This is a genomic window from Flavobacterium sp. I3-2, assembly GCF_013389595.1.
Classification (GTDB): domain Bacteria; phylum Bacteroidota; class Bacteroidia; order Flavobacteriales; family Flavobacteriaceae; genus Flavobacterium.
On sequence record NZ_CP058306.1, the window covers coordinates 1,330,529 to 1,353,609 of the forward strand.

General features: G+C 32.1%; 21 protein-coding genes and 3 tRNA genes. 12 read left to right on the plus strand and 12 right to left on the minus strand.

Annotated features, from left to right (window positions below):
* Positions 1–136 precede the first annotated feature (136 nt).
* From HW119_RS06265 to HW119_RS06275, 3 genes are all read left to right on the plus strand, one after another.
* Positions 137–207 (plus strand) — tRNA-Gln (locus HW119_RS06265).
* A gap of 41 nt (positions 208–248) precedes the next feature.
* Positions 249–319 (plus strand) — tRNA-Gln (locus tag HW119_RS06270).
* 41 nt (positions 320–360) lie between these two features.
* Positions 361–431 (plus strand) — tRNA-Gln (locus tag HW119_RS06275).
* 34 nt (positions 432–465) lie between these two features.
* On the opposite strand, the gene HW119_RS06280 is transcribed toward HW119_RS06275, so the two are convergent.
* Entirely contained in the window at positions 466–1,290 is an 825-nt protein-coding gene (locus HW119_RS06280; RefSeq protein WP_177762216.1) for a universal stress protein, read from the minus strand.
* Positions 1,291–1,464: 174 nt separating this feature from the next.
* On the opposite strand from HW119_RS06280, the gene rimP reads away from it, so the two are divergent.
* From rimP to HW119_RS06300, 4 genes are all read left to right on the plus strand, one after another.
* Positions 1,465–1,929 (plus strand): ribosome assembly cofactor RimP, encoded by a 465-nt coding sequence (gene rimP, locus HW119_RS06285; protein WP_177762218.1) that lies wholly within the window; start codon positions 1,465–1,467, stop codon positions 1,927–1,929.
* Between the two features lie 13 nt (positions 1,930–1,942).
* A complete protein-coding gene (gene nusA, locus HW119_RS06290) occupies positions 1,943–3,187 on the plus strand; it encodes a transcription termination factor NusA (protein ID WP_177762220.1) in 1,245 nt (414 codons plus the stop codon).
* Positions 3,188–3,242: 55 nt separating this feature from the next.
* Positions 3,243–6,209, plus strand: coding sequence for a translation initiation factor IF-2 (gene infB / locus HW119_RS06295; protein WP_177762222.1), 2,967 nt, complete (start codon positions 3,243–3,245; stop codon positions 6,207–6,209).
* 118 nt (positions 6,210–6,327) lie between these two features.
* Positions 6,328–7,002 carry a zinc metallopeptidase gene (locus HW119_RS06300; protein WP_177762224.1) on the plus strand — a complete coding sequence of 225 codons (675 nt, stop codon included), beginning with the start codon at positions 6,328–6,330 and terminating at the stop codon, positions 7,000–7,002.
* Positions 7,003–7,052: 50 nt separating this feature from the next.
* Here HW119_RS06300 and HW119_RS06305 read toward each other — a convergent pair whose 3' ends face one another.
* The 8 genes from HW119_RS06305 to HW119_RS06340 all read right to left on the minus strand — a co-directional run bounded on the left by HW119_RS06305 (position 7,053) and on the right by HW119_RS06340 (position 13,535).
* Positions 7,053–7,685 (minus strand): hypothetical protein, encoded by a 633-nt coding sequence (locus HW119_RS06305; protein ID WP_177762226.1) that lies wholly within the window; start codon positions 7,683–7,685, stop codon positions 7,053–7,055.
* Complete coding sequence (locus HW119_RS06310) at positions 7,675–8,106, minus strand: RNA polymerase sigma factor (protein ID WP_410503988.1); 432 nt, start codon at positions 8,104–8,106, stop codon at positions 7,675–7,677. The genes HW119_RS06305 and HW119_RS06310 overlap by 11 nt, the downstream gene beginning before the upstream one ends.
* A 135-nt stretch (positions 8,107–8,241) precedes the next feature.
* Positions 8,242–8,568 (minus strand): DUF805 domain-containing protein, encoded by a 327-nt coding sequence (locus HW119_RS06315; RefSeq protein WP_177762230.1) that lies wholly within the window; start codon positions 8,566–8,568, stop codon positions 8,242–8,244.
* 64 nt (positions 8,569–8,632) lie between these two features.
* Complete coding sequence (locus HW119_RS06320) at positions 8,633–9,496, minus strand: RNA polymerase sigma factor RpoD/SigA (RefSeq protein ID WP_125016647.1); 864 nt, start codon at positions 9,494–9,496, stop codon at positions 8,633–8,635.
* 101 nt (positions 9,497–9,597) lie between these two features.
* A complete protein-coding gene (locus HW119_RS06325; RefSeq protein WP_177762232.1) occupies positions 9,598–10,440 on the minus strand; it encodes a carboxypeptidase-like regulatory domain-containing protein in 843 nt (280 codons plus the stop codon).
* A 132-nt stretch (positions 10,441–10,572) separates the two neighbouring features.
* Entirely contained in the window at positions 10,573–11,142 is a 570-nt protein-coding gene (locus HW119_RS06330) for a YceI family protein (protein WP_177762234.1), read from the minus strand.
* Between the two features lie 123 nt (positions 11,143–11,265).
* A complete protein-coding gene (locus HW119_RS06335; protein WP_177762236.1) occupies positions 11,266–12,669 on the minus strand; it encodes an MBL fold metallo-hydrolase in 1,404 nt (467 codons plus the stop codon).
* 68 nt (positions 12,670–12,737) lie between these two features.
* Positions 12,738–13,535 (minus strand): sulfite exporter TauE/SafE family protein, encoded by a 798-nt coding sequence (locus HW119_RS06340; RefSeq protein ID WP_177762238.1) that lies wholly within the window; start codon positions 13,533–13,535, stop codon positions 12,738–12,740.
* A gap of 140 nt (positions 13,536–13,675) precedes the next feature.
* Between HW119_RS06340 and HW119_RS06345 the strand changes: the two genes are divergently transcribed.
* Complete coding sequence (locus tag HW119_RS06345) at positions 13,676–16,114, plus strand: bifunctional UDP-N-acetylmuramoyl-tripeptide:D-alanyl-D-alanine ligase/alanine racemase (RefSeq protein WP_177762240.1); 2,439 nt, start codon at positions 13,676–13,678, stop codon at positions 16,112–16,114.
* Between the two features lie 73 nt (positions 16,115–16,187).
* Positions 16,188–16,583: a large-conductance mechanosensitive channel protein MscL gene (gene mscL, locus HW119_RS06350; protein ID WP_177762242.1), complete on the plus strand. Its 396-nt coding sequence runs from the start codon at positions 16,188–16,190 to the stop codon at positions 16,581–16,583.
* 99 nt (positions 16,584–16,682) lie between these two features.
* On the opposite strand, the gene HW119_RS06355 is transcribed toward mscL, so the two are convergent.
* The 3 genes from HW119_RS06355 to HW119_RS06365 form a co-directional block, all read right to left on the minus strand.
* A complete protein-coding gene (locus tag HW119_RS06355; protein WP_177762244.1) occupies positions 16,683–18,857 on the minus strand; it encodes a polyribonucleotide nucleotidyltransferase in 2,175 nt (724 codons plus the stop codon).
* A gap of 171 nt (positions 18,858–19,028) precedes the next feature.
* Positions 19,029–19,298, minus strand: a complete 270-nt coding sequence (gene rpsO / locus HW119_RS06360; protein ID WP_125016630.1) for a 30S ribosomal protein S15 — start codon at positions 19,296–19,298, stop codon at positions 19,029–19,031.
* A 140-nt stretch (positions 19,299–19,438) separates the two neighbouring features.
* Positions 19,439–19,900: a GAF domain-containing protein gene (locus tag HW119_RS06365; RefSeq protein ID WP_177762254.1), complete on the minus strand. Its 462-nt coding sequence runs from the start codon at positions 19,898–19,900 to the stop codon at positions 19,439–19,441.
* An 87-nt stretch (positions 19,901–19,987) separates the two neighbouring features.
* Here HW119_RS06365 and HW119_RS06370 point away from each other — a divergent pair, with 87 nt between their 5' ends.
* Genes HW119_RS06370 through HW119_RS06380 form a run of 3 tightly spaced genes read left to right on the plus strand, consistent with a single transcriptional unit; the run spans position 19,988 to position 23,068 of the window.
* Entirely contained in the window at positions 19,988–20,416 is a 429-nt protein-coding gene (locus HW119_RS06370; protein WP_410503974.1) for an HYC_CC_PP family protein, read from the plus strand.
* A 49-nt stretch (positions 20,417–20,465) separates the two neighbouring features.
* On the plus strand, positions 20,466–22,706 hold the full coding sequence (locus HW119_RS06375; protein ID WP_177762258.1) for a TonB-dependent receptor domain-containing protein: 2,241 nt from the start codon (positions 20,466–20,468) through the stop codon (positions 22,704–22,706).
* A gap of 11 nt (positions 22,707–22,717) precedes the next feature.
* The gene (locus tag HW119_RS06380; protein ID WP_177762260.1) at positions 22,718–23,068 is read left to right on the plus strand and encodes a heavy-metal-associated domain-containing protein; all 351 of its coding nucleotides are present in this window, start codon (positions 22,718–22,720) and stop codon (positions 23,066–23,068) included.
* Positions 23,069–23,081: the final 13 nt, after the last annotated feature.

Genomic DNA, 23,081 nt, shown 5'->3' on the forward strand with positions numbered 1-23,081 from the left:
AAAACGTTTTTTTTGAAGTGTTCTATAAAATTAGTTTTTTTTTAATTTTTTTTTCAAAACTCTTGTGTTGTTTAAAAATTGTACTACCTTTGCAACCGCAATAATGAATCAAATGGTTGATTTTTGCTAAGGTTAATGACCTATGGTGTAATGGTAACACAGCTGATTTTGGTTCAGTCGTTCTAGGTTCGAGTCCTAGTAGGTCAACAAAGAAATTTGTTGATAAATAGATTTTTTAACCGGTTTAATGACCTATGGTGTAATGGTAACACAGCTGATTTTGGTTCAGTCGTTCTAGGTTCGAGTCCTAGTAGGTCAACAAAGAAATTTGTTGATAAATAGATTTTTTAACCGGTTTAATGACCTATGGTGTAATGGTAACACAGCTGATTTTGGTTCAGTCGTTCTAGGTTCGAGTCCTAGTAGGTCAACAAAAAACCTCTTCAAACGAAGAGGTTTTTTGTTTTATATCTTAAATGTTAAAACGGATTTACTAGCATGGTTTACAATGTCTTCGCTAATGCTACCATTTATAAACTTAGAGAAGCCTTTTCTTCCGTGGGTTCCCATTGCAATTAAATCGGCGTCAATTTTTTCTGCAAAATTTATAATTCCTTTTTCAATGTCTAAATCATTGTAGATGGTAAAGTCGTAATCAGTGATGTTGTTTTCTTTGAAAAAATTTAAAGCAATTTCTTCAGCAACATGTGTAGGTTTAAAGTTGTTTACTGTGTTAACCATTAAAAAATGTGGTTTGATTTCGAATCCTTTTAAAACCAAAATAGCTTTAGCTAAAGCTTCTTCATTTTCAACTAAAAAATCAGTAGCAAAAATTACTTTTTCGTATTTCAATTCACTTGCATCGTTTTTAACCACTAAAACAGGAGTTTGTGAATTGCGAACAATTTTTTCTGCATTTGATCCAATGAAAAATTCTTTATAACCACTAGCTCCGTGTGAACCCATAACAATTAAATCAACGTCATTTACTTCTGCTACTTCTGTTACATTATTAAGTGTTCTTCCAAGTTTTAAAACAGCATAAACAGTTAATCCGTGTAAATCAGGTGAGGTTGATGCTTCAGTAAGTTTTTGTTCGGCATGTTGTTTAAAAAACATGATTTCAGGTATTTCAAAACCTTGTTGAATGGCATCTGTGCCTTCTTGTGGAAGCTCGATGATGTGTAGTAAAATTAATTCGGCATTTGTTTTTCTTGCAATATCTGCAGCTGCTCTAGTAGCGTTAATTGCGCTGTCAGAAAAATCTGTAGGGACTAATATTTTCTTCATTTTAAATAGAATGTAAAAAGCGTTTTTTGTTTAATTTATTTTCATAAAGATAGTTATATAATTTTAGAAACTGCAAAAAAATGTGTTTTTCAAAAATATTATGTATATTTGCAAAGTTATTTAATGTAAAACTAAATAATGAGGGGACAAAAGTCCCCTCTTTTTATACAAAATATGGTGTTTAAAGAGCAGGTAAAAAAAGTATTAGAAGAAGGTCTGAGTAATCATCCTGACTTGTTTTTGATTGACTTTTCGATTTCGAATGATTATAAAATAACTGTGATTATTGATGGAGATAATGGGGTTGTTTTACAAGATTGTATTGATGTTAGTCGTTCAATTGAGAATAATTTAGATAGAGAAGAACAAGATTTTTCTTTAGAAGTTGCCTCGGCGGGAGCTACTTCTCCATTGAAATTACCAAGACAATACCGAAAAAATGTTGGTAGAACATTAGAGGTTACACTTGAAAATGAAGTTATAGAAGCACAGTTGGTTGCGGCTAATGAAGAAGAAATTTCGTTAGAATGGAAGGTTAGAGAACCTAAGAAAATCGGAAAAGGAAAAGAAACAGTTCAGAAATCTGTGAAAATTCCATATGAAAGTATAAAAAAAGCACAAGTAGTTATTTCATTTTAAATTAAGATATTTCATGGAAAACATTGCATTAATTGATTCGTTTTCAGAATTTAAAGATTATAAACATATTGATAGAGTTACCTTAATGGCAATTTTAGAAGATGTTTTTAGAAATGCATTAAAGAAAAAATTTGGTTCTGATGACAACTTCGATATCATTATAAATCCAGATAAAGGAGATATGGAAATCTGGAGAAAACGTATTGTTGTTGCTGATGGTGAGGTTGAAGATTCGAATTCTGAGATTTCATTAGCAGAAGCACAAAAAATCGAACCAGATTTTGAAGTAGGAGAAGAAGTTTCTGAAGAAGTGAAATTGATTCAATTAGGAAGAAGAGCTATCTTAGCATTACGTCAAAACTTAATTACAAAAATACACGAACACGATAGTACAAATCTTTACAAACAATTTAAAGATTTAATAAACGAAGTTTATTCTGCAGAAGTACATCATATTCGTCCAAAAGCCGTAATTTTGATTGATGAAGAAGGTAATGAAATTGTTCTTCCTAAAGAAAAGCAAATTGCCTCTGATTATTTCAAGAAAGGTGAATCTGTACGAGGATTAATTGAATCTGTTGAATTAAAAGGTAATAAGCCTCAAATTATCATGAGTCGTACTTCAGAAAATTTCCTACAGAAATTGTTTGAACAAGAGATTCCTGAGATTGCAGATGGTTTAATATCAATTAAAAAAGTAGTTCGTATTCCTGGTGAAAAAGCTAAAGTAGCAGTAGATACTTACGATGAAAGAATTGATCCTGTAGGAGCATGTGTAGGAATGAAAGGTTCTCGTATTCACGGAATTGTTCGTGAGTTAGGAAACGAAAATATAGATGTTATTAATTATACAAGCAATATGCAATTGTTAATTACAAGAGCATTAAGTCCAGCTAAAGTTAATAGCGTTAAAATAAACGAAGATAAAAAGACGGCAAACGTGTATTTAGATGTTGAAGAAGTATCTAAAGCCATCGGACGTGGTGGGCAAAATATTAAACTAGCTAGTTTACTTACCGGATACGAAATCGACGTTATGCGCGACAATATTCAAACTGTTGAAGAAGATGATGTAGAATTGTCAGAATTCAGCGATGAAATAGATGGATGGGTAATCGAAGAATTCGCTAAAATTGGTTTAGATACTGCTAAAAGTATCTTACGTCATACAGTTGAAGAACTTGTAAGAAGAACCGATTTAGAAGAAGAAACGGTAGAAGATGTAATGAGAATTTTAAAAGAAGAATTCGAAGACTAGTTATGTAAACAAAAGCACCAACACAACGACACACTAAAATATACTAAAAGATAATATGTCTGAAAAAAGAGTAATAAGATTAAACAAAGTTTTAGGAGAATTGAATATTTCTCTAGATAGAGCTGTGGATCATTTGAAAACCAATGGTTTTGCCATTGAGTCATCACCTAATGCTAAAATATCTGAAGAGGAATATGCGGTTTTAAACAAACAATTCTCTGCTGATAAGGGTAAAAAAGAAGCTTCAATCGGAGTTAGTGAAGAAAAACGTAAAGAGAAAGAAGAATTACGTTTAGAAAGAGAGAAAGAGTTACAAGAAGAGAAACGTAAAAAAGAAGAACAACTTCAACGTGAGAATGAAATCATTAAAGCTAAAGCAGCTCAAGTGGCTTCAATCAAAACAGTTGGTAAAATCGATTTAACTCCTAAGAAAACTGTTGTAGAATCTGACAAAGCTCCAATTCAAGAAAAAGTTGAAGTTAGTGTGCCTAAAGATGAAAAAATTGAGGTTAAAGCAGAAGCTAAAGTTAAGAAAACTGTCGAAACTAAATCAGAAAATCAAGTTAAGGTAACGTCTGAAGCTAAAGAAAAAGCTGATAATATAAAACCAAAAGCCGAAAACAAGATTAAAGAAGAGGTGAAAAAACCTGTGGCTGAATCTAAAGTTGAAGCTAAAAAAGATGAGCCAGTGGCTGAAAATACAAATAATGTTTCTGATTCGGATTCAGAAAACGAAACAATAAAAACACAATACCAAAAACTTTCTGGTACTACTTTTACAGGTCAAACAATTGATTTATCTCAATTTAATAAACCTAAAAAGAAGAAAGAAGACCCGAAAGCAGCAAATAAACCAGGTGCTAACGCAGCAGGTGGGGCAAATGCTAATAAAAATAAACGTAAACGTATTGTAAAAACAGATGGAACTCCTGCAACTGATAATAAAGCAGGTGCAAATGGTTCTAACAATAATACGAATCGTCAAGGAGGTAATAACAGTAATCGTCCGGGAGGTAATAATAACAACCGTCCAGGCGGAAATAACAATAACCGTCCAGGTGGTAATAACCGTCCAGGAAACGGAAACTTTAAAGGGAAGCCAGCTCCAGCTGTAAAAGTTGAGCCTACTGATGAAGAGGTTAAAAACCAAATCAAAGAAACTTTAGAGCGTTTACAAGGAAAACAAAATAAATCTAAAGCTGCAAAATATCGTAAAGATAAACGTGAACTTCACCGTAAAAAAGAAGAAGAAGCACGTGCAGATGATGAAAATAAAATCTTAAAAGTTACAGAATTCGTAACAGTTGGTGAAGTTGCAACGATGATGGATGTGCCGATTACAAAAGTGATTGGAACTTGTATGTCATTAGGAATTATGGTAACGATGAATCAACGTTTAGATGCTGAAACATTGACTATTGTAGCTGATGAATTTGGTTATGAAGTTGAGTTTACTACTGCTGACATCGAAGAAGCTATTGCTGAAGAAGTTGATGCACCAGAAGATTTAGTAACTCGTGCTCCGATTGTAACTGTAATGGGTCACGTAGATCACGGTAAAACATCTTTATTGGATTACATACGTAAAGCAAACGTTATCGCTGGTGAATCAGGAGGAATTACCCAACATATCGGTGCATATGGAGTAACTCTAGAAAACGGTCAAAAAATTGCGTTCTTAGATACACCAGGTCACGAAGCGTTTACTGCGATGCGTGCTCGTGGAGCTCAAGTTACGGATATTGCAATTATCGTAGTTGCTGCCGATGATGACATCATGCCTCAAACAAAAGAAGCGATTTCTCACGCGCAAGCTGCAGGTGTTCCAATTATCTTTGCAATTAATAAAGTTGATAAACCAACAGCTAATCCTGAGAAAATTAAAGAGAAATTAGCAGGTATGAATTTCTTAGTTGAAGATTGGGGTGGTTCTTATCAATCGCAAGATATTTCAGCTAAATTCGGACAAGGAGTTCCAGAATTGTTAGAGAAAGTTTTATTAGAAGCTGAATTATTAGAATTAAAAGCAAATCCTAATAAAGTAGCATCAGGAACTGTTGTTGAAGCATTCTTAGATAAAGGTCGTGGATATGTTTCTACAATCTTAGTTCAGAACGGAACTTTAAGAGTTGGAGATTATGTATTGGCAGGTAAAAATCACGGGAAAGTGAAAGCAATGCATGACGAACGTGGAAAAGCTGTTAAAGAAGCAGGTCCATCACGTCCAGTATCTATCTTAGGTTTAGATGGTGCACCTACAGCGGGTGATAAATTTAATGTATTTGAAGACGAAAGAGAAGCAAAACAAATTGCTGTTAAACGTACGCAATTAATTCGTGAGCAATCTGTTAGAGCGCAACGTCATATTACACTTGCTGAAATTGGACGTCGTATTGCATTAGGTGATTTCAAAGAGTTAAACATCATCTTAAAAGGAGATGTGGACGGTTCTGTTGAAGCACTTTCTGATTCGTTCTCAAAATTATCTACTGACGAAATCCAAATCAATATTATCCATAAAGGAGTTGGAGCAATTACAGAATCTGATGTATTGTTAGCTTCTGCTTCTGATGCGATTATTATCGGATTTAACGTACGTCCGATGGGTAATGCAAAACAAATTGCAGATAAAGAAGAAATCGATATCAAAACATACTCAATTATCTATGATGCGATTGATGATGTTAAAGATGCAATGGAAGGAATGTTATCTCCTGAATTAAAAGAAGAAATTACAGGTTCTGCTGAAATTCGTGAGTTATTCAAAATTTCTAAAGTTGGTACAATTGCCGGATGTATGGTTACAGATGGTAAAATCTTCAGAAATAATAAAATTCGTTTAATTAGAGAAGGAGTTGTAATTTATACTGGTGAATTAGTTGCTTTAAAACGTTTCAAAGACGATGTTAAAGAAGTTGCCAAAGGTTATGATTGTGGTATTCAGATTAAAGGATATAACGATATTAAAGAATACGATATTATTGAAAGTTTCCAACAAGTGGAGGTTAAAAAGAAATTGTAATCTAAATAATTTAAAAGGAGCTTTTTTTAGCTCCTTTTTTATTGTCAGCTTGTCAGAATATATATTTTGGCAAATATTTTGATGTAGGTAATTAAACAACTAAAATATTATAAAAGATATGGGATTACTTTTAATGGGTATTATTATGCTAGCAAGTTGGTTTGTTGGCTACCAATTAAAAAATAAGTTTGAAAAATATTCAAAAGTACACTTACGAAATGGATTGAGTGGTGCTGAAATTGCTACAAAGATGTTACACGACCACGGAATTTATGACGTAAAAGTTATATCTACTCCAGGACGTTTAACAGACCATTATAATCCAGCTGATAAAACAGTTAATCTTAGTGAAGCTGTTTATAACGAACGTAACGCAGCAGCAGCAGCAGTTGCAACCCACGAAGTTGGTCATGCTGTGCAACATGCAACAGCGTATCATTGGTTAAACATGCGTTCTAAATTAGTTCCGGTTGTAAGTATTGCTTCTAATTTAGTACAGTGGGTTTTGTTAGCAGGTGTTTTACTGATAAATACATTTCCGCAATTATTATTAATCGGAATTGTGTTATTTGCCTTAACAACCATTTTCTCAGTTGTTACATTACCTGTAGAATACGATGCAAGTCATCGTGCTTTAAAATGGTTAGAAACTAAAAATATGGTTACCAGAGAAGAACTTGCGGGAGCTAAAGATTCATTAACTTGGGCAGCAAGAACATATTTAGTTGCTGCGTTATCATCAATTGGTACTTTGTTGTACTACGTGATGATGTACATGGGAAGAAGAGAATAATATTACAATAAAAAAATGAAAATGCCTACTTGTTGAAAGTAGGCATTTTTTTATGAATCAAAATCTTCAATTACTTTTTTTAATTGCTTAAGACTTTTTCCGTAATAAAAATTAATCATCCATTCAGATAAAGCAACAACGAAAATCAACAATGTAATTCCAATAAGAACTATTTTTAAAATAAAAAGCGGTTCTTCTAAAAAGGTATTGTTTAATTTAATGATTTTATTAAGATAAATTTCGGATTTTCCATCTGAAAATAATATGAAATATAAACCAAGTGCTTGCGGAATTAAAAAATAACAAGCTGCACGATACGATGCAACAGCAAATTTTAACTCGTAATACATTTTCAAAATATTTTCTTTCGATTTGAATGAATCATTTTCTTTTATTGATTTTCTAAAAGCGTAAAATTTTCTGTAATAACTTATGGAGCAAATTAGTAATTGAAATAAAATAAAGTAATAAAAGAAAGCTGAAATTCCGTTAACTTTATATAAATCAATATACGGAACAATTACTAAAAAAAGCATACATATTACCCACAAAAAAAATTCGTTTTTTATGTTTTTGTTTACTTTAGAAATAATCGATTTTGTTTTATATAAACTTTCTTTTTTTATCTGAATATCATCCGTAGATTGATTGTTCCATTGTTTTTGTAATTCATCAAAATTCATATCCGTTTGCTTTAATGATTTGTTGTAACTTGTCTTTGGTTCGGTTTAATTTTACTCGTGCGTTTCCTTCAGAAATTCCTAAATCATCACCAATTTCTTTGTGTGATTTTCCTTCCAGGTAAAGAAATATGATGGCTTTTTCGACTCCGTTTAGACTTTGAACAGCCTTGTAAAAGTGATTTAATTGATTTTCTTTTTCGTTTGAATCATCAACATCTATTCGGTCAAAATCTTCTCTAATTACATTTGTTTTTACTTTTTTATCTTCTTTCTTGAAGAATGTTAAAGCAGTGTTCAAACAAACGCGATACATCCAAGTCGAAAACTGACTGTTGCCTTCAAAACGTTGATACGATTTCCATAATTGATAAGTCATTTCCTGAACCAAATCATTTCGGTCATCTGGATTGTCCATATACATTCTGGAAATTTTGTGTAAAATTCCTTTGTGATTTTCGAGTAATTGTAAAAATTCTTGTTCTAGATTTTTCAAGACTTTTTGTGTTGATTTTACAAGTAAGTATTCGTTTTTAAAAAACGTTACAACAATGATGAATTATTTTTTTCTTGGATTAAGTAATAAAAGTAAGATGATGAATATTTGTTTTATTAAAGGAATCGCAATTAAAAAGATTAAGTAACTTGGGTAGTTTAAATAGTTTAATCTTCTTGAGCAAACTGCTAAAAAGGGAACATAAGAAACTCCGATAATAAGATTGATGTAAATTAAATTCATCAAAGAATCTAATTCGTTAATGTTGATTCTTGATAAAAGTACTAATGCGACTAAAGTTGTTATGATTTCGATAATTAAGAAAATTCCAAATTCTTTTCGATTGGCTTTTCCTTTTAAATTTGAATAATAATAAAAAATAGATTTCAATTTTTTTGACTAAGATAAAAAAAAACTCGCTAGCGAACTAACGAGTTTTGATTCTTGATTAGGATTAACCTAAATATGTTTTTAAGATTTTACTTCTAGAAGTATGTTTTAATCTACGAATTGCTTTTTCTTTAATCTGACGAACACGCTCACGAGTTAAATCAAATGTTTCACCGATTTCTTCTAACGTCATCGGATGTTGGTCACCTAAACCGAAGTATAAACGGACTACATCAGCTTCACGTGGAGTTAACGTTTCTAAAGCTCTTTCAATCTCTGTACGTAACGATTCGTGAATCAATTCACGGTCAGGATTTGGAGATTCGCCAGAACGTAAAACGTCGTATAAGTTAGAATCTTCACCTTCAACTAAAGGTGCATCCATCGATAAGTGACGACCAGAATTTTTCATTGATTCTTTAACGTCGTTAACTGTCATGTCTAACTCTTTTGCGATTTCTTCTGCAGAAGGCGGACGCTCGTTAGATTGCTCTAATAAAGCGTACATTTTGTTAATCTTGTTGATAGAACCAATTTTGTTTAATGGTAAACGTACAATACGAGATTGTTCTGCTAAAGCAGATAAAATAGATTGACGAATCCACCAAACAGCATACGAAATGAATTTGAAACCACGAGTTTCATCAAAACGTTGTGCAGCTTTAATTAAACCTAAGTTACCTTCGTTAATTAAATCGGGTAAGGTTAACCCTTGGTTTTGATATTGTTTTGCAACCGAAACAACGAAACGTAAGTTAGCTTTTGTAAGTTTTTCTAAAGCACGTTGGTCTCCGGCTTTAATTTTTTGTGCTAATTCTACCTCTTCATCAGCAGTAATTAAATCTACTTTACCGATTTCTTGTAAATATTTATCTAAAGACGCTGTCTCACGATTAGTTACCTGTTTGGTAATTTTAAGTTGTCTCATATTGAATTGCTCCTAAAATTTTTTGTTCATAAGTTATACGTAACTATTTTGAAAAGGTTACAAAAGTTTTGAAAATATTTTTATTAAATCCTTTTAAATGCCTATTTGTATACTTTTGCTTTCACGTACATCGGAATGCTCATTGGTATTTTTGTCCATTCTTCGAATTCGGAATCTCTTCCAATAATCTGATTACTTAGGCTGGCTGAAATATTGAATAATAATGAAGCGTAATCCGAATCAAATTCGGCATCAACTAATTTTAAGGTAAAGGCAAACTTAGAAATATCCGAATCTATAAAAATGTTTTTTTCTGTTAAATCTAAAACTAACCAACCAGCATCTTTATTAGTTATTGAAAGTAAAATTTCTTCGTGATTTATTCTATTGTTTGGTTTTCCATTTTTTACATCGTAAAATTGAAGTCTTAGAATTAATTTTTTAGCTTGATTTTCTTTTAAATGAATATGAAAACTTTGTAGTTCACTTAATCCTTTATTTGAAACGATTATTCCAAATTCTGTACCTTTGTCATAATCTTCTTTACGATATGTTTGTGCTTCTGCTACCATCATGCCAGAACCTTCGTTTGTTCTACCGTAATTTTTGTAAGATATTTTCGCGTTTGCAGGTGGGATGATTAATTCGGGTAGCATCTCAACCGATTCAGTAAGTTCTAGAATTTTATTCTTTTTTAAATCCGATAAAGTGATTTGTTTTTTTTCAAAACCCCAAGCTTCGATTTCGATTAACGAATTTTCTTTAAGTTCTTCATCTAACGAAAAGGTTCCGTTTGTTTTGGATAAAATACTTTTTTTTAAATCGTTGATTTTAACTGTTGCATAAGCGATAGGTTCTTTCGTTTCAGAGTTTATTAAAGTTCCTTGAACAGATTGTGCCTTTGCAACAAACGAGATAAATAATAAGAATAATAGTTTTTTCATGTTCTTTTTTTGCTAAAGGAAATCAATTTTATCGATTTGATTTTCAGTTTTGTATTTACTTTAACAAAATAAACAAGCTCCGTTTTGCAATAAAACGAAGCTTGTTAAGATGAAAATATTTGTTGTTGTTTGTTATTTTCCGAATTCTAAATTGATTACTAATTCAACATCTTTAGCAATTCCCATTCCTGTTGGGTCGTAGTTGATGTTAAAAGCAGTTCTGTCAATAGTTGTTTTAGCTTGGAAACCTAATTTTTCGTTTCCGTAACCATCATTAGCAGCTTTTCCACCGTAAACTAAATCAAAAGTTACAGGTTTTGTAACACCTTTGATTGTTAAGTTACCTGTCATTTTGTAGTTTTTACCTTCTTTTTTGATTGAAGTTGAAGCAAAAGTCATTGTTCCGTATTTTGATGCTTCAAAGAAATCAGCAGATTTTAAGTGATTATCACGTGCTTCAACATCTGTATCAATTGAATTTACATCAACTGTAAAATTGAATTTTCCTGTTGTGATGTCTTCTTTTGTTAAAACTAAAGTTCCGTCGTATTTGTCCATTCTTCCATCAACAAAAGAAATTCCTAAATGTTTAACAGAGAAATTTAAAAACGAGTGCATTGGGTCAACTTTCCAAGTTGTTTGCGCAGTTGCATTTACAGATAATCCAATAATTGCAACGAATAATAAAAGTACTTTTTTCATTATGATTTGATTTTATGTTTATTTCTTTAGCAAATTTAGTAACTATATTATGGTTGGTACTTAATCTATATTAAGAAACAAAAAAAACGCCTTAAAATATTTTAAGACGTTTTACAATTTTTTTTATTTTAATGTCGAAGGACAAACGCTTTCAACTAAAGGTAAATTGGTGTTTTTGATTGCTCCAAAACCTCCAATTACATCTATCATATTATGGAAACCTCTCGCCTTTAAGATTGATGCAGCAATCATCGAACGGTAACCACCGGCACAATGCAAATAAGTAGTTTCGGTTGCAGGAAAATCATTGATGTGGTCGTTTAAGAAATCAAGTGGTGAGTTTGGTACATTTTCGATATGTGAACTGTTATATTCTCCAGGTTTTCTTACATCGAAAACATTTTTTTCTCCTGCATTGATTTTATCAGCTAAAGTTTCAGCAGAAATACGCTCGATAGCATCGGTCTCAAAACCTGCGGCTTTCCAAGCTTCAATTCCATTAGCTAAATAACCTAATGTATTATCATATCCAACGCGAGACAAGCGTGTGATGGTTTCTTGTTCTCTACCTTCTGGAGTAACTAATACAATTGGTTGGTTGATATCTGTAATTAAAGCGCCAACCCAAGGAGCAAATCCGCCGTCAACTCCAATAAATATCGAACCTGGAATATGTCCTTTTCCAAATGAATCGGCATCTCTAACATCCAAAATTAAAGCTTCGTCAGCAGCTTCTTTAAATTCAACCGGAGTGAAAGCTTTGTTTTTCTCAATAATAGTTTCGATGCTTTCGTAACCTTCTTTATTTAATCGAACATTTTCAGGGAAGTAAGCTGGTGGAGGTAATAAACCATCTGTAACTTCTTGAACAAATTCCTCAACGGTCATGTCTGCTCGTAAAGCATAATTGGTTTTCTTTTGTTCACCTAATGTTCCAACGGTTTCTTTGCTTAAGTTTTTTCCACAAGCCGAACCAGCTCCGTGTGCAGGATAAACAATTACATCGTCTGCCAAAGGCATAATTTTAGTTCGTAAACTGTGGTATAAAGTAGCAGCTAATTCTTCTTGCGTCATATTTGCTGCTTTCTGAGCTAAATCTGGTCTTCCAACATCTCCTAAAAATAAAGTGTCACCACTAAAAATAGCATAATCTTTACCGTTTTCGTCTTTTAGTAAATAAGTTGTACTTTCCATGGTATGACCAGGAGTATGTAAGGCAATAATACTTAATTTACCAATTTTAAAAACTTCTCCATCTGTTGCTATATGCGCTTTAAAGGCCGGTTTTGCAGTCGGACCATAAACGATTTCGGCTCCCGTTTTTTGAGATAATGTTAAGTGACCACTAACGAAATCCGCATGAAAATGCGTCTCAAAAATATATTTTATTTTAGCATTATCTTTTGTAGCTCTGTCTATATATTGCTGAACTTCTCTCAAAGGATCAATAATTGCAACTTCACCTTCACTTTCAATATAGTAAGCACCCTGTGCTAAACATCCCGTGTAAATTTGTTCTATTTTCATTTTAGTGCATTTATTATAGTCTAAAAATACTTATTTTATATATTATACTTACTGATATGTGTCAGCTTTTAAAAAGTTTCTTTAATGATGATGTAGATAGAAATGCTTAAAATAAACCATCCAAAAATTTTTCTTAAGTTTCCATCCATTATTCGTTTCGAAAGTTTCATTCCGATAAAAATTCCAACGATAGAAACCGATGTAAAGCTAAGTAATATTTTCCAATCTATTTCTTGATGAACCAAATCACCTGTAAAACCAATTAAAGATTGACATGCGATAATGGTTAATGATGTTCCGATTGCTTTTTTCATCGGAAGATTGGCAAAGAAAACCAAAGTTGGTATAATTAAAAATCCACCGCCAGCACCAACTAATCCAGAAATGGTTCCGATTAATAAACCTTGTGAAGCCAAAGGAATAAACGAAGTTAATATTTCTTGTTTGGCGATGTTTTTATGTCTGGGTTTTCGAATCATTCGAGAAGATGCTGCAAACATCACAATCGAAAACAAAACCATAATTAATTTTGATTTTGGAATTTCGGTTTTATTCGAAAGTACGATGTAATCAGGTAAAAGCGGAACTAATTCTGCGCGAGTTAGAAAAACAGCAATTAATGATGGAATTCCAAAAGCCAATGCGATTTTAAAATGTACATTTCCATCAATAATATTTCGCGCACTTCCAACTAAAGAAGTTGCGCCGACGATGAATAACGAATATGCCGTAGCTAAAATCGGGTCAATACCAACAACATAAACTAAAATAGGAACGGTTAGGATTGACCCACCGCTACCGATTAATCCTAACGAAACCCCGATTAGCAGTGCTAAAATAACTCCTAATATTTCGAAAATTTCCATTCCATTCGTTTTTCTTAAATATGTTGCAAATTAAACTTTTAATTTCTATTTACCGATTTTTATTAAAGAGAATCTTTTTGTTTTTTGATTCTTTAATTCCATTTTTTTCTTTCTACCTTTGAGTCTGAAATTAGATTATTATGGACTTTTCAATACAAGATTTACAGCATGTCATGCAAGCTGATTTTTTTTCAAATAAATCGATTGATGTTATTGATATTGCTGATGTTTCTATCGATAGCAGATCGTTAAGAAATACAAATAATACGTTGTTTTTTGCATTAAAAGGTCAAAATTTTGATGCTCATTTTTTTATTCAAGATTTGATTTCGAAAGGCATTCAATATTTTGTTGTTCAAGAAATACCACAAGGTTTAGATGATAAAGCTGTATTTTTTGTTGTCAAAGATTCTTTGAAAGCATTCCAAGATTTTGTTGCTTTTTATCGCTCAAAATTTCAATTTCCAGTGATTGGAATTACCGGAAGTAACGGAAAAACGATAGTTAAAGAATGGTTGAATTTTTTATTGAGTTCTGATTTTAATATTATTAAAAGTCCAAAAAGTTATAATTCGCAAGTTGGCGTTCCGCTTTCGGTAATCGCAATAAACGAAAATCATAATCTAGGAATTTTCGAAGCTGGTATTTCACTTCCAAATGAAATGGAAGCGCTTGAAAAAGTCATTCAACCTAATGTTGGAATTTTAACTTCGATAGGTTCAGCTCATGATGAAGGTTTTGAAAATTGCGAACAAAAAATCATCGAAAAATTAAAGCTTTTTAAAAAGGTCGAAATTTTAATTTGCGAACATAATTCTGAAATTTTAAATTTAATTTCATCTGATGTAAATCTATTAACTTGGTCTTTCAAAAATCAAGGAAATATCAATTTCAATTTAATCAATGTCAATGTTTTAGCTGTGATTTCGGATTTCGGTAATTTCGAAATTCAAATTCCTTTTATTGATAAATCGTCATTGCAAAATATCGCAACTTGTATTACAACTTTATTGTATTTAAAAATTCCGATTGCTGATATTCAAAAACGCGTAGCTAATCTGTATCGTGTTGAAATGCGTTTACAAATTAAAAACGGAATTCATAATTGTACCTTGATTGATGATAGTTATTCGTCCGATTATCAATCGTTAAAAATCGCTTTAGATGTTTTAGAAAATCACAAAACACACGAAAGTAAAACCGTGATTCTATCTGATATTTTTCAAAGTGGTTTCGATGAAGATTTGTTATACGCAAAGGTTGAAAAATTACTTTTAAATAATAAAATTCAACGTGTTTATGCGATTGGAAATAAAATCAAAAATCATTTAAATCTTTTAGATAACGTGATTCGTTTTGATTCGACTCAAGATTTTTTATTCCATTTCAAAGATGAAAATTTTGCTAACGAAACCATTTTAATAAAAGGGGCAAGGAGTTTTGGTTTTGAAAAAATAGTTTCGCTTTTAGAAGATAAAAAACACGAAACGGTTCTGGAAATTAATTTAGATGCAGTTTCTCATAATCTTAATTTTTATAAATCTAAAATCAAACCCGAGACCAAAGTGATGGTTATGGTTAAAGCTTTTGGATATGGAAATGGAAGTTATGAAATTGCTAAATTGCTACAACATCATAAGGTTGATTATTTAGGAGTTGCTTTTGCGGATGAAGGAGTTGAATTACGCAACGCCGGAATAACCATGCCGATTATTGTTATGAATCCAGAAAATTCTGCCTTTTCAACCATGATTGCGTACCAATTAGAACCCGAAATATACGGATTGGTTGAGCTAAATGCATTTTTAAAAATTGCGCAAACTCATAATTTATATCAATATCCAATTCATTTAAAGTTGAATACAGGAATGAATCGTTTGGGTTTTGCTTCAACTGATTTTGATGATTTAATTTCGATTCTTCACGGTACAAACTTATTGGAAGTAAAAAGTATTTTTTCGCATTTAGCGACAAGCGACATGCCAGAAGAAATTGAATTTACTCGAGAACAATTAACTAAATTTAAAAGTTGGAGTTCAGATTTAATTCAAAAATTACAAATTAATCCAATTCGTCATATTTTAAATACTTCTGGAATTTATAATTTCGCTGACCATCAATACGAAATGGTTCGTGTAGGAATCGGACTTTATGGCGTTGGAAATGATCTTTATGAAGATGAACAACTACAAAATGTAGCCACTTTAAAAACACTTATTTTACAAATTAATAATGTAGAAATTGGTGAAAGTGTAGGTTACGGAAGACGTTTTGTAGCAAAACGTAAATCTAAGATTGCTACTATTCCGATTGGTTATGCTGATGGAATTCGAAGAGCTTGGGGAAATGAAATTGGTTATGTTATAATTCATGATAAAAAAGCTCCAATAGTTGGGTCTATTTGTATGGATATGATGATGGTTGATATTACAGAGATTGATTGTGAAATAGGTAGTGAGGTTACGATTTTTGGCGCAGATTTAAGAGTTACCGAAATTGCTAAAGCTTGGAATACAATTCCGTATGAAGTAATGACAGGTATTTCACAACGAGTAAAACGTGTTTTTTATAAAGAATAATTTTAACATATTTGGCTCTTCATCTTGGTTAAAATTATATAATTTTGTTTAAAATAATTAAAATATACTAAATATGGGGTTTTTTACTGAATTTAAAGAGTTTGCTGTAAAAGGAAATGTTATTGATTTAGCAGTCGGAGTTGTAATTGGAGGTGCTTTTGGTAAAATTGTTACTTCATTGGTTGAAGATATTATTACACCAGCACTTTTAACGCCAGCTTTAAATGCTGCTAATTTGAATAACTTGGCAGAATTGGTTATTCCTGGAACAGCGATTAAATATGGAAATTTTATTTCTGCTGCTATTTCCTTTTTGATTGTTGCATTTGCTTTGTTTTTAATGATTAAAGGAATTAATAAATTAAAAAAGCCTGCTGCGGCACCAGCACCAGCAGCACCTGCCGGACCAACTCAAGAAGAATTATTAATGCAAATTAGAGATTTGTTACAAAAACAACAATCTAAATAATATTTAAAACTCGATGTTTTTTACATTGAGTTTTTTTATGAAAAAAAGCGATTGATAATTGTATCAATCGCTTTTTTAATAAACCTAATTCAAATAAGATTATTTTTTATCTTCAGTTTTCGGAGCTTCAGTTTTAGCTTCCGGTTTTTTATCTTCTTTTGGAGGACGTGGCATTAATGCTTTACGCGAAACTTTTGGTTTCTTGTTTTTAGGGTCTAATCCCATATATTTTACATCAATAACATCACCTTCTTTTAATACATCAGAAACATTTTCGATTCGTTTCCAATCTAATTCAGATACGTGTAATAAAGAATCTTTTCCAGGAACGAATTCAACTACAGCACCAAAATCTAAAATTTTAGTTACTTTAACTGTGTACGTTTCGCCTTCAACCGGTTGGAAAGTTTGATTTTTTATAGCAGCAATTGCTTTGTCCATTCCAGCTTGGTTTGTACCTAAAACTTCAATTAGTCCAAATTCGCCTTCTTCTGTAATTACAATTGTAGTTTCAGTTTCAGCTTGTAAGTTTTGAATGTTTTTACCACCTGGTCCGATAACAGCTCCAATAAAGTCTTTAGGAATTGAGAATTTAATGATTTTAGGAGCATGAGCTTTAACGTTTGCGTTTGGCTGTGCAATTGTGTCAACTAATAAACCTAAAATGTGTAAACGACCATCATGAGCTTGTTTTAAAGCTTGCTCCATAATGTCGTAAGCTAAACCTTCAATTTTAATATCCATCTGACATGCAGTGATACCTTTTTCAGTTCCAGTAACTTTAAAGTCCATGTCACCTAAATGGTCTTCATCTCCTAAGATGTCAGATAAAACTGCCCAACGTCCTGTTTTTGCATCAGAAATTAATCCCATTGCAATACCAGAAACTGGTTTTACCATTTGAATTCCAGCATCTAATAATGCTAATGTACCAGCACAAACAGTTGCCATTGATGAAGAACCGTTTGATTCTAATACATCAGAAACCAAACGAATTGTATAAGGACAATCTGCAGGAATCATATTTTTTAATGCACGTTGTGCTAAATTTCCGTGTCCAACTTCTCTACGAGAAACTCCTCTTAATGGTTTTGCTTCTCCTGTTGAATATGGAGGGAAATTGTAATGTAAATAGAAACGTTCTTCACCTTGGTCACTTGGTAAGTCAATAACGTTTGCTTCTCTAGAAGTTCCTAAAGTTACAGTTGCTAATGCTTGAGTTTCTCCACGTGTAAAGATTGAAGAACCGTGAGTTGATGGTAAATAATCTACTTCGCACCAAATTGGACGAATTTCTGTAGTTTTACGACCATCTAAACGAATTCCTTGGTCTAAGATTAAGTTGCGAACAGCTTCTTTCTGAGTTTTAGAAAAATATTTAGATACTAAATCACCATTTTCTTCTAATTCTTCTTCAGTGAAAGTAGCTTTTAATTCTTCTTTTACTAAAGCAAATTTTTCGCTTCTTTCATGTTTAGCACTTGCCTCAGCAGCAATTGCATATAACTTGTCGTACGCAAAAGCGTTTACTTTTTCAAGAATTTCTTCGTTGTTTTTTTCAGGTTCGTACTCTCTGTAAGTAGTTAAACCTAATGCCGCGCGCATCTTTTCTTGAGCTTCAATTTGTTTGATGATTGCTTCGTGTGCAAATTTAATTGCTTCAACCATTTCACTCTCAGAAATTTCCTTCATTTCACCTTCAACCATCGCAACAGAATCTTTAGATGCTCCAATCATCATATCGATATCAGATTCTTCTAATTGTTTCTTTGTAGGATTGATGATTAATTGACCATTTACTCTTCCTACGCGAACCTCAGAAATGTAGTTGTAGAAAGGAATGTCAGAAACAGCTAATGCAGCAGACGCTGCTAAACCAGCTAATGCATCTGGCATCACATTTTCGTCATAAGACATCAACTGAATCATGATTTGAGTTTCTGCGTGGTAGTCGTCTGGGAATAATGGACGTAAAACACGATCCACTAAACGCATCGTTAAAATTTCACTGTCGCTTGGACGAGCTTCTCTTTTAAAGAATCCTCCTGGGAAACGACCTGCAGCAGAGAATTTTTCTCTGTAATCTACCGTTAAAGGTAGAAAGTCTACACCTGGGTTTGCTGTTCTAGCAGAAACTGCAGTAGCTAAAAGCATACAATCTCCTGAGCGAACGACTACTGAACCGTCAGCTTGTTTGGCTAATTTACCTGTTTCGATTTCGATGGTTCTTCCATCTCCTAAATCGATGATTTCTTTGGTTACTTTAGGAATCATAATTTCTTTAGTTTATTTAAACAATGGGTTTGTTTTTTGCTTAAATTAATAAGCGGTGTGTGTTGTTGTGTTGTTGTGTGTAGTTGTTTGAAACCCAATGAAAAACCAAACTTCTGTTAGCTTTTGTGTAAAAAAAATAAAGAGGCGCGCGGGCACCTCTTAATCGATTGATTATTTTCTAATATTCAATTCTTTGATAATTTCACGATATCTGTTGATTTCAGTTTTCTTTAAGTAGTCAAGAAGTCTTCTTCTTTTACCTACTAAAAGAACTAATGAACGTTCTGTGTTGTAATCGTGACGGTTCTTTTTTAAATGCTCTGTTAAATGCGAAATTCTGAATGTGAATAAAGCGATTTGTCCTTCTGCAGAACCTGTGTTTGCTGCTGCACCTCCGTGTTTAGCGAAGATTTGCTCTTTAACTTCTTTAGTTAAATACATGCTAATATTATTTAAATGATTATTATGTACGAATTAGCTTTTCTAATTCTCTGCAAACTTACATATATTTTTTAGATTAACAACTATTTGTCTCGAAAATAGTTTTTTGATAATCTGATTCATAAAAAGTATCTAAAATGCTAATTATTATACTGTTTGCTAATTTCATGATTTAGCCATTCAAGAAAAATCTCGTCTTCTTTACCGAATGCATTTAATGTATTGGAATCAATATCGATTTGTCCGATGTTTTTTCCGTTTACAAAAAGTGGAATTACAATTTCTGATTTCACATTAAAATTACAAGAGATGTAATTGTCTTGAGCTGAAACATCGTCTACAACAAAATTTTTGTTAGAAACGGCAACTTGCCCGCAAATTCCTTTTCCGAAAGGAATAATTGTATGGTCGGTTGGTGCGCCTGCATAAGGTCCTAAGATTAGTTCATCTTTATCACCGTTCTTGAAATAAAATCCAACCCAATCATAATATGCTATTTCTCTTTTTAATAAATTGCAAATTTCTAAAAGTTTATCATTTAAATTTAATTCTTTGTTTTCTAATATATCTGAACAATTGTTCTTTAAGTTGTTAAGTTTCATTTGAATTGTTTTTGTAAAAATAAATGTAAATTATTCATTTTTGGGAATTTAATTTTTTTTTAACAGATAATCTATTATCTTTGAATTATGCTTAAACACAAATACATATGTATGCTTATGGCCTTTTTCTTAATGTTTTCGAACATTGGGTTAGCTGTTAATATACATTATTGTAAAGATGTTATTGCTAATGCATCATTTGATTTTCTTTCAGAAGCTAAACTTCATTCGTTAGAAAAAAGTGATTCTGATATTTGTTGCGGACAAAAAAAATCTACTCAAGATGAACCTTGTTGTAAAGACGAAGTAATTAAACAAAAAACAGACGATAAACAAATTACGTCTAATACTGTTCAATTTCAGGTTAATACATTTTTAGTTCCAGAAGTGCAACAAATTGTAATTCCAGAAACTTTTGAATTACAAATTCCAAAAAATACATTCGTTCAGTTTTACTGTGAATCGAATGCACCCCCTTTATATAAATTATTCCGAAAGCTTATTTACTACGCATAAACATTAGATTTTTAATTTATTTATTAATCTAAAATATTTATGTAGTAAAATGAAAACTTATATACTTTTGTTTTTCTGTGTCTTGTTTCAAAATATACAAGCGCAGGAAACTATTTCAGGCAAAGTTGTTGACATAAACAAGAAGCCTTTAGAATACGCAATAATCACTTGGAAAGACACTGAAATTGGTGTTGAAGCAGATGACAAAGGAAACTTTACATTAGAATTTGTTCCAAATGGAATTCTACAAATTTCTTATGTTGGTTTTGAAGTTTTAGAAATTTCATCTTTTCCGAATAAAGAAAATTTGGTTTTAACTCTTAAAGCCGAAAAAGCTTTAGATGAGCTTGTAATTAAAACAACTCGTAAAAGCACAACGCGTTCGTTAACTTCAAATACGAACACCATGACCATGAATAGTGGTGAACTTTTAAAAGCAGCTTGTTGTAATTTAGCTGAATCTTTCGAAACAAACCCAGCTATTGATGTCAATTTTTCAGATGCCATTTCTGGTAGTAAACAGATTAAAATGTTAGGATTAACAAGTCCGTATATTTTAATTGCCGAAGAAAATATCCCAACAGTTCGTGGCGCTTCTCAGGCTTACGGTTTGTCTTTTATTCCTGGAACTTGGGTCGAAAGTATTCAGGTTACAAAAGGAGCGGGAAGCGTGGTAAATGGTTTTGAAAGTATTTCTGGACAAATCAATACCGAGCTAATCAAACCTGCAACTGATATTCCTTTTTATTTAAATCTTTATGGTTCAACCGATTCACGTTTTGAAATCAATACGCATTTAAATCATAAATTAAACGACAAATGGAGTTCAACTTTATTTGTTCACGGAAATGCGCGTGTGGCTAAAAACGACATGAATCACGATGGATTTTTAGATAATCCTTTAGGAAGTCAAATCAATGTGATGAATCGTTGGCAATATATCGACCAAGAAACTGGTTTAGTTGCTTTTTTGTCTGCTCGTTATATGAAAGATGAAAAGCAAACTGGAGAAGTTGATTTTGATAAGAAAAAAGATAAAGGAACAACGAATCTTTGGGGGTCTGAAATCAATACAGAGAAATTCGATGCCAATGCAAAATTGGGTTATGTTTTTCCAGACATGCCGTTTCAAAGTATCGGATGGCAAAACTCTTTTAGCTACCACAATCAGCAATCTTATTTCGGATTAAATGATTATAATATTACACAACGTAGTTTTTATTCGAATTTAATTTTCAGTTCAATTATCAGTAATACGTTGCATAAATTCTCAACCGGATTGAATTTTATGTATGATAATTATAGTGAAAACGTATTCAATTATACGGCTCAAAATTATGATAGAATCGATAATTCGGTTGGAGCTTTCTTTGAATATACGTACGATAATGCAAATAATTTTGCTTTGGTTTTAGGTGGTCGTGTTGATAATTCAAATCGTTTGGGTGTATTTGTAACTCCAAGATTACATTTAAGATATAATCCTTGGGAAGATGCTGTTTTTAGAGCTTCTGTTGGACGTGGGAAACGTGTAGCTAATATTTTTGCAGAAAATCAATATTTATTTGCAAGTTCACGTCAATTCAATATTCAATATAGCGACGGAAAAGCGTATAATTTAAATCCTGAAATTGCTTGGAATTACGGAATCAGTTTCTCTCAAGGGTTTCATTTATTCGGAAAAAAAGCGGAGTTAGGATTTGATTTTTACAGAACCGATTTCCAAAATCAAATCGTAGTTGATTTAGATCAATCGGCTCGTACAGTTGATTTCTATAATTTAGATGGTAAATCATATGCAAATTCTTTTCAAGTTGATTTAGCATATAATTTGGCAAAGCACTTTAATTTACGTGCTGCTTATAAATATTACGATATCAAAACAACTTATCAAGCAGGAAATTTAGAACGTCCGCTTCAAGCGAAAAACAGAATGTTTGTTAACCTTGAATATCAAACTCACGAAACCGATAAAGGTGGAAGTTGGAAGTTTGATGCGACTTGGAATTGGTTAGGAAAACAGCGATTACCTTACACAGGAGATAATTTAGCGCAAAATCAATTGGGACAAAATACCAATCCGTTTTCTACCATAAATGCACAAGTTACAAAAGTATTTAATGACCGTTTCGAAGTTTATGTTGGTGGAGAAAATATGACTAATTATAAACAAGCTCGTGTGATTTTAGGAGCAGACGATCCGTTTGGTTCAAATTTTGATAGTACCATGATTTATGCACCAATTTTCGGGCAAATGTATTATGCAGGTTTAAGATTTAAAATAAAATAAAAAAAATGATTATGAAAAATTTAGTATTTGTTTTCCTAGCTTTAGTAGGATTCGCATTTAATTCAAATGCACAAGAAAAAAAGAAAAAGAACGCAAAACACGACATCGAAGTTTTAGGAAATTGTGACATGTGTAAAAAGCGTATTGAAAAAGCGGCTTACGCGATTAAAGGTGTAAAATCTGCAGAATGGCATGCTGAAGATCAAACGTTACATGTTATTATTGATGAGAATAAAACATCAACAACTTTAATATGTGAAGCAGTTGCAAAAGTTGGTCACGATACTGGGGAAGTTCGTGCAACTGACGAAGATTATGAAACTTTACATAATTGCTGTGTTTACGAACGTAAAACTGAATAAAAACAAAAAGCTT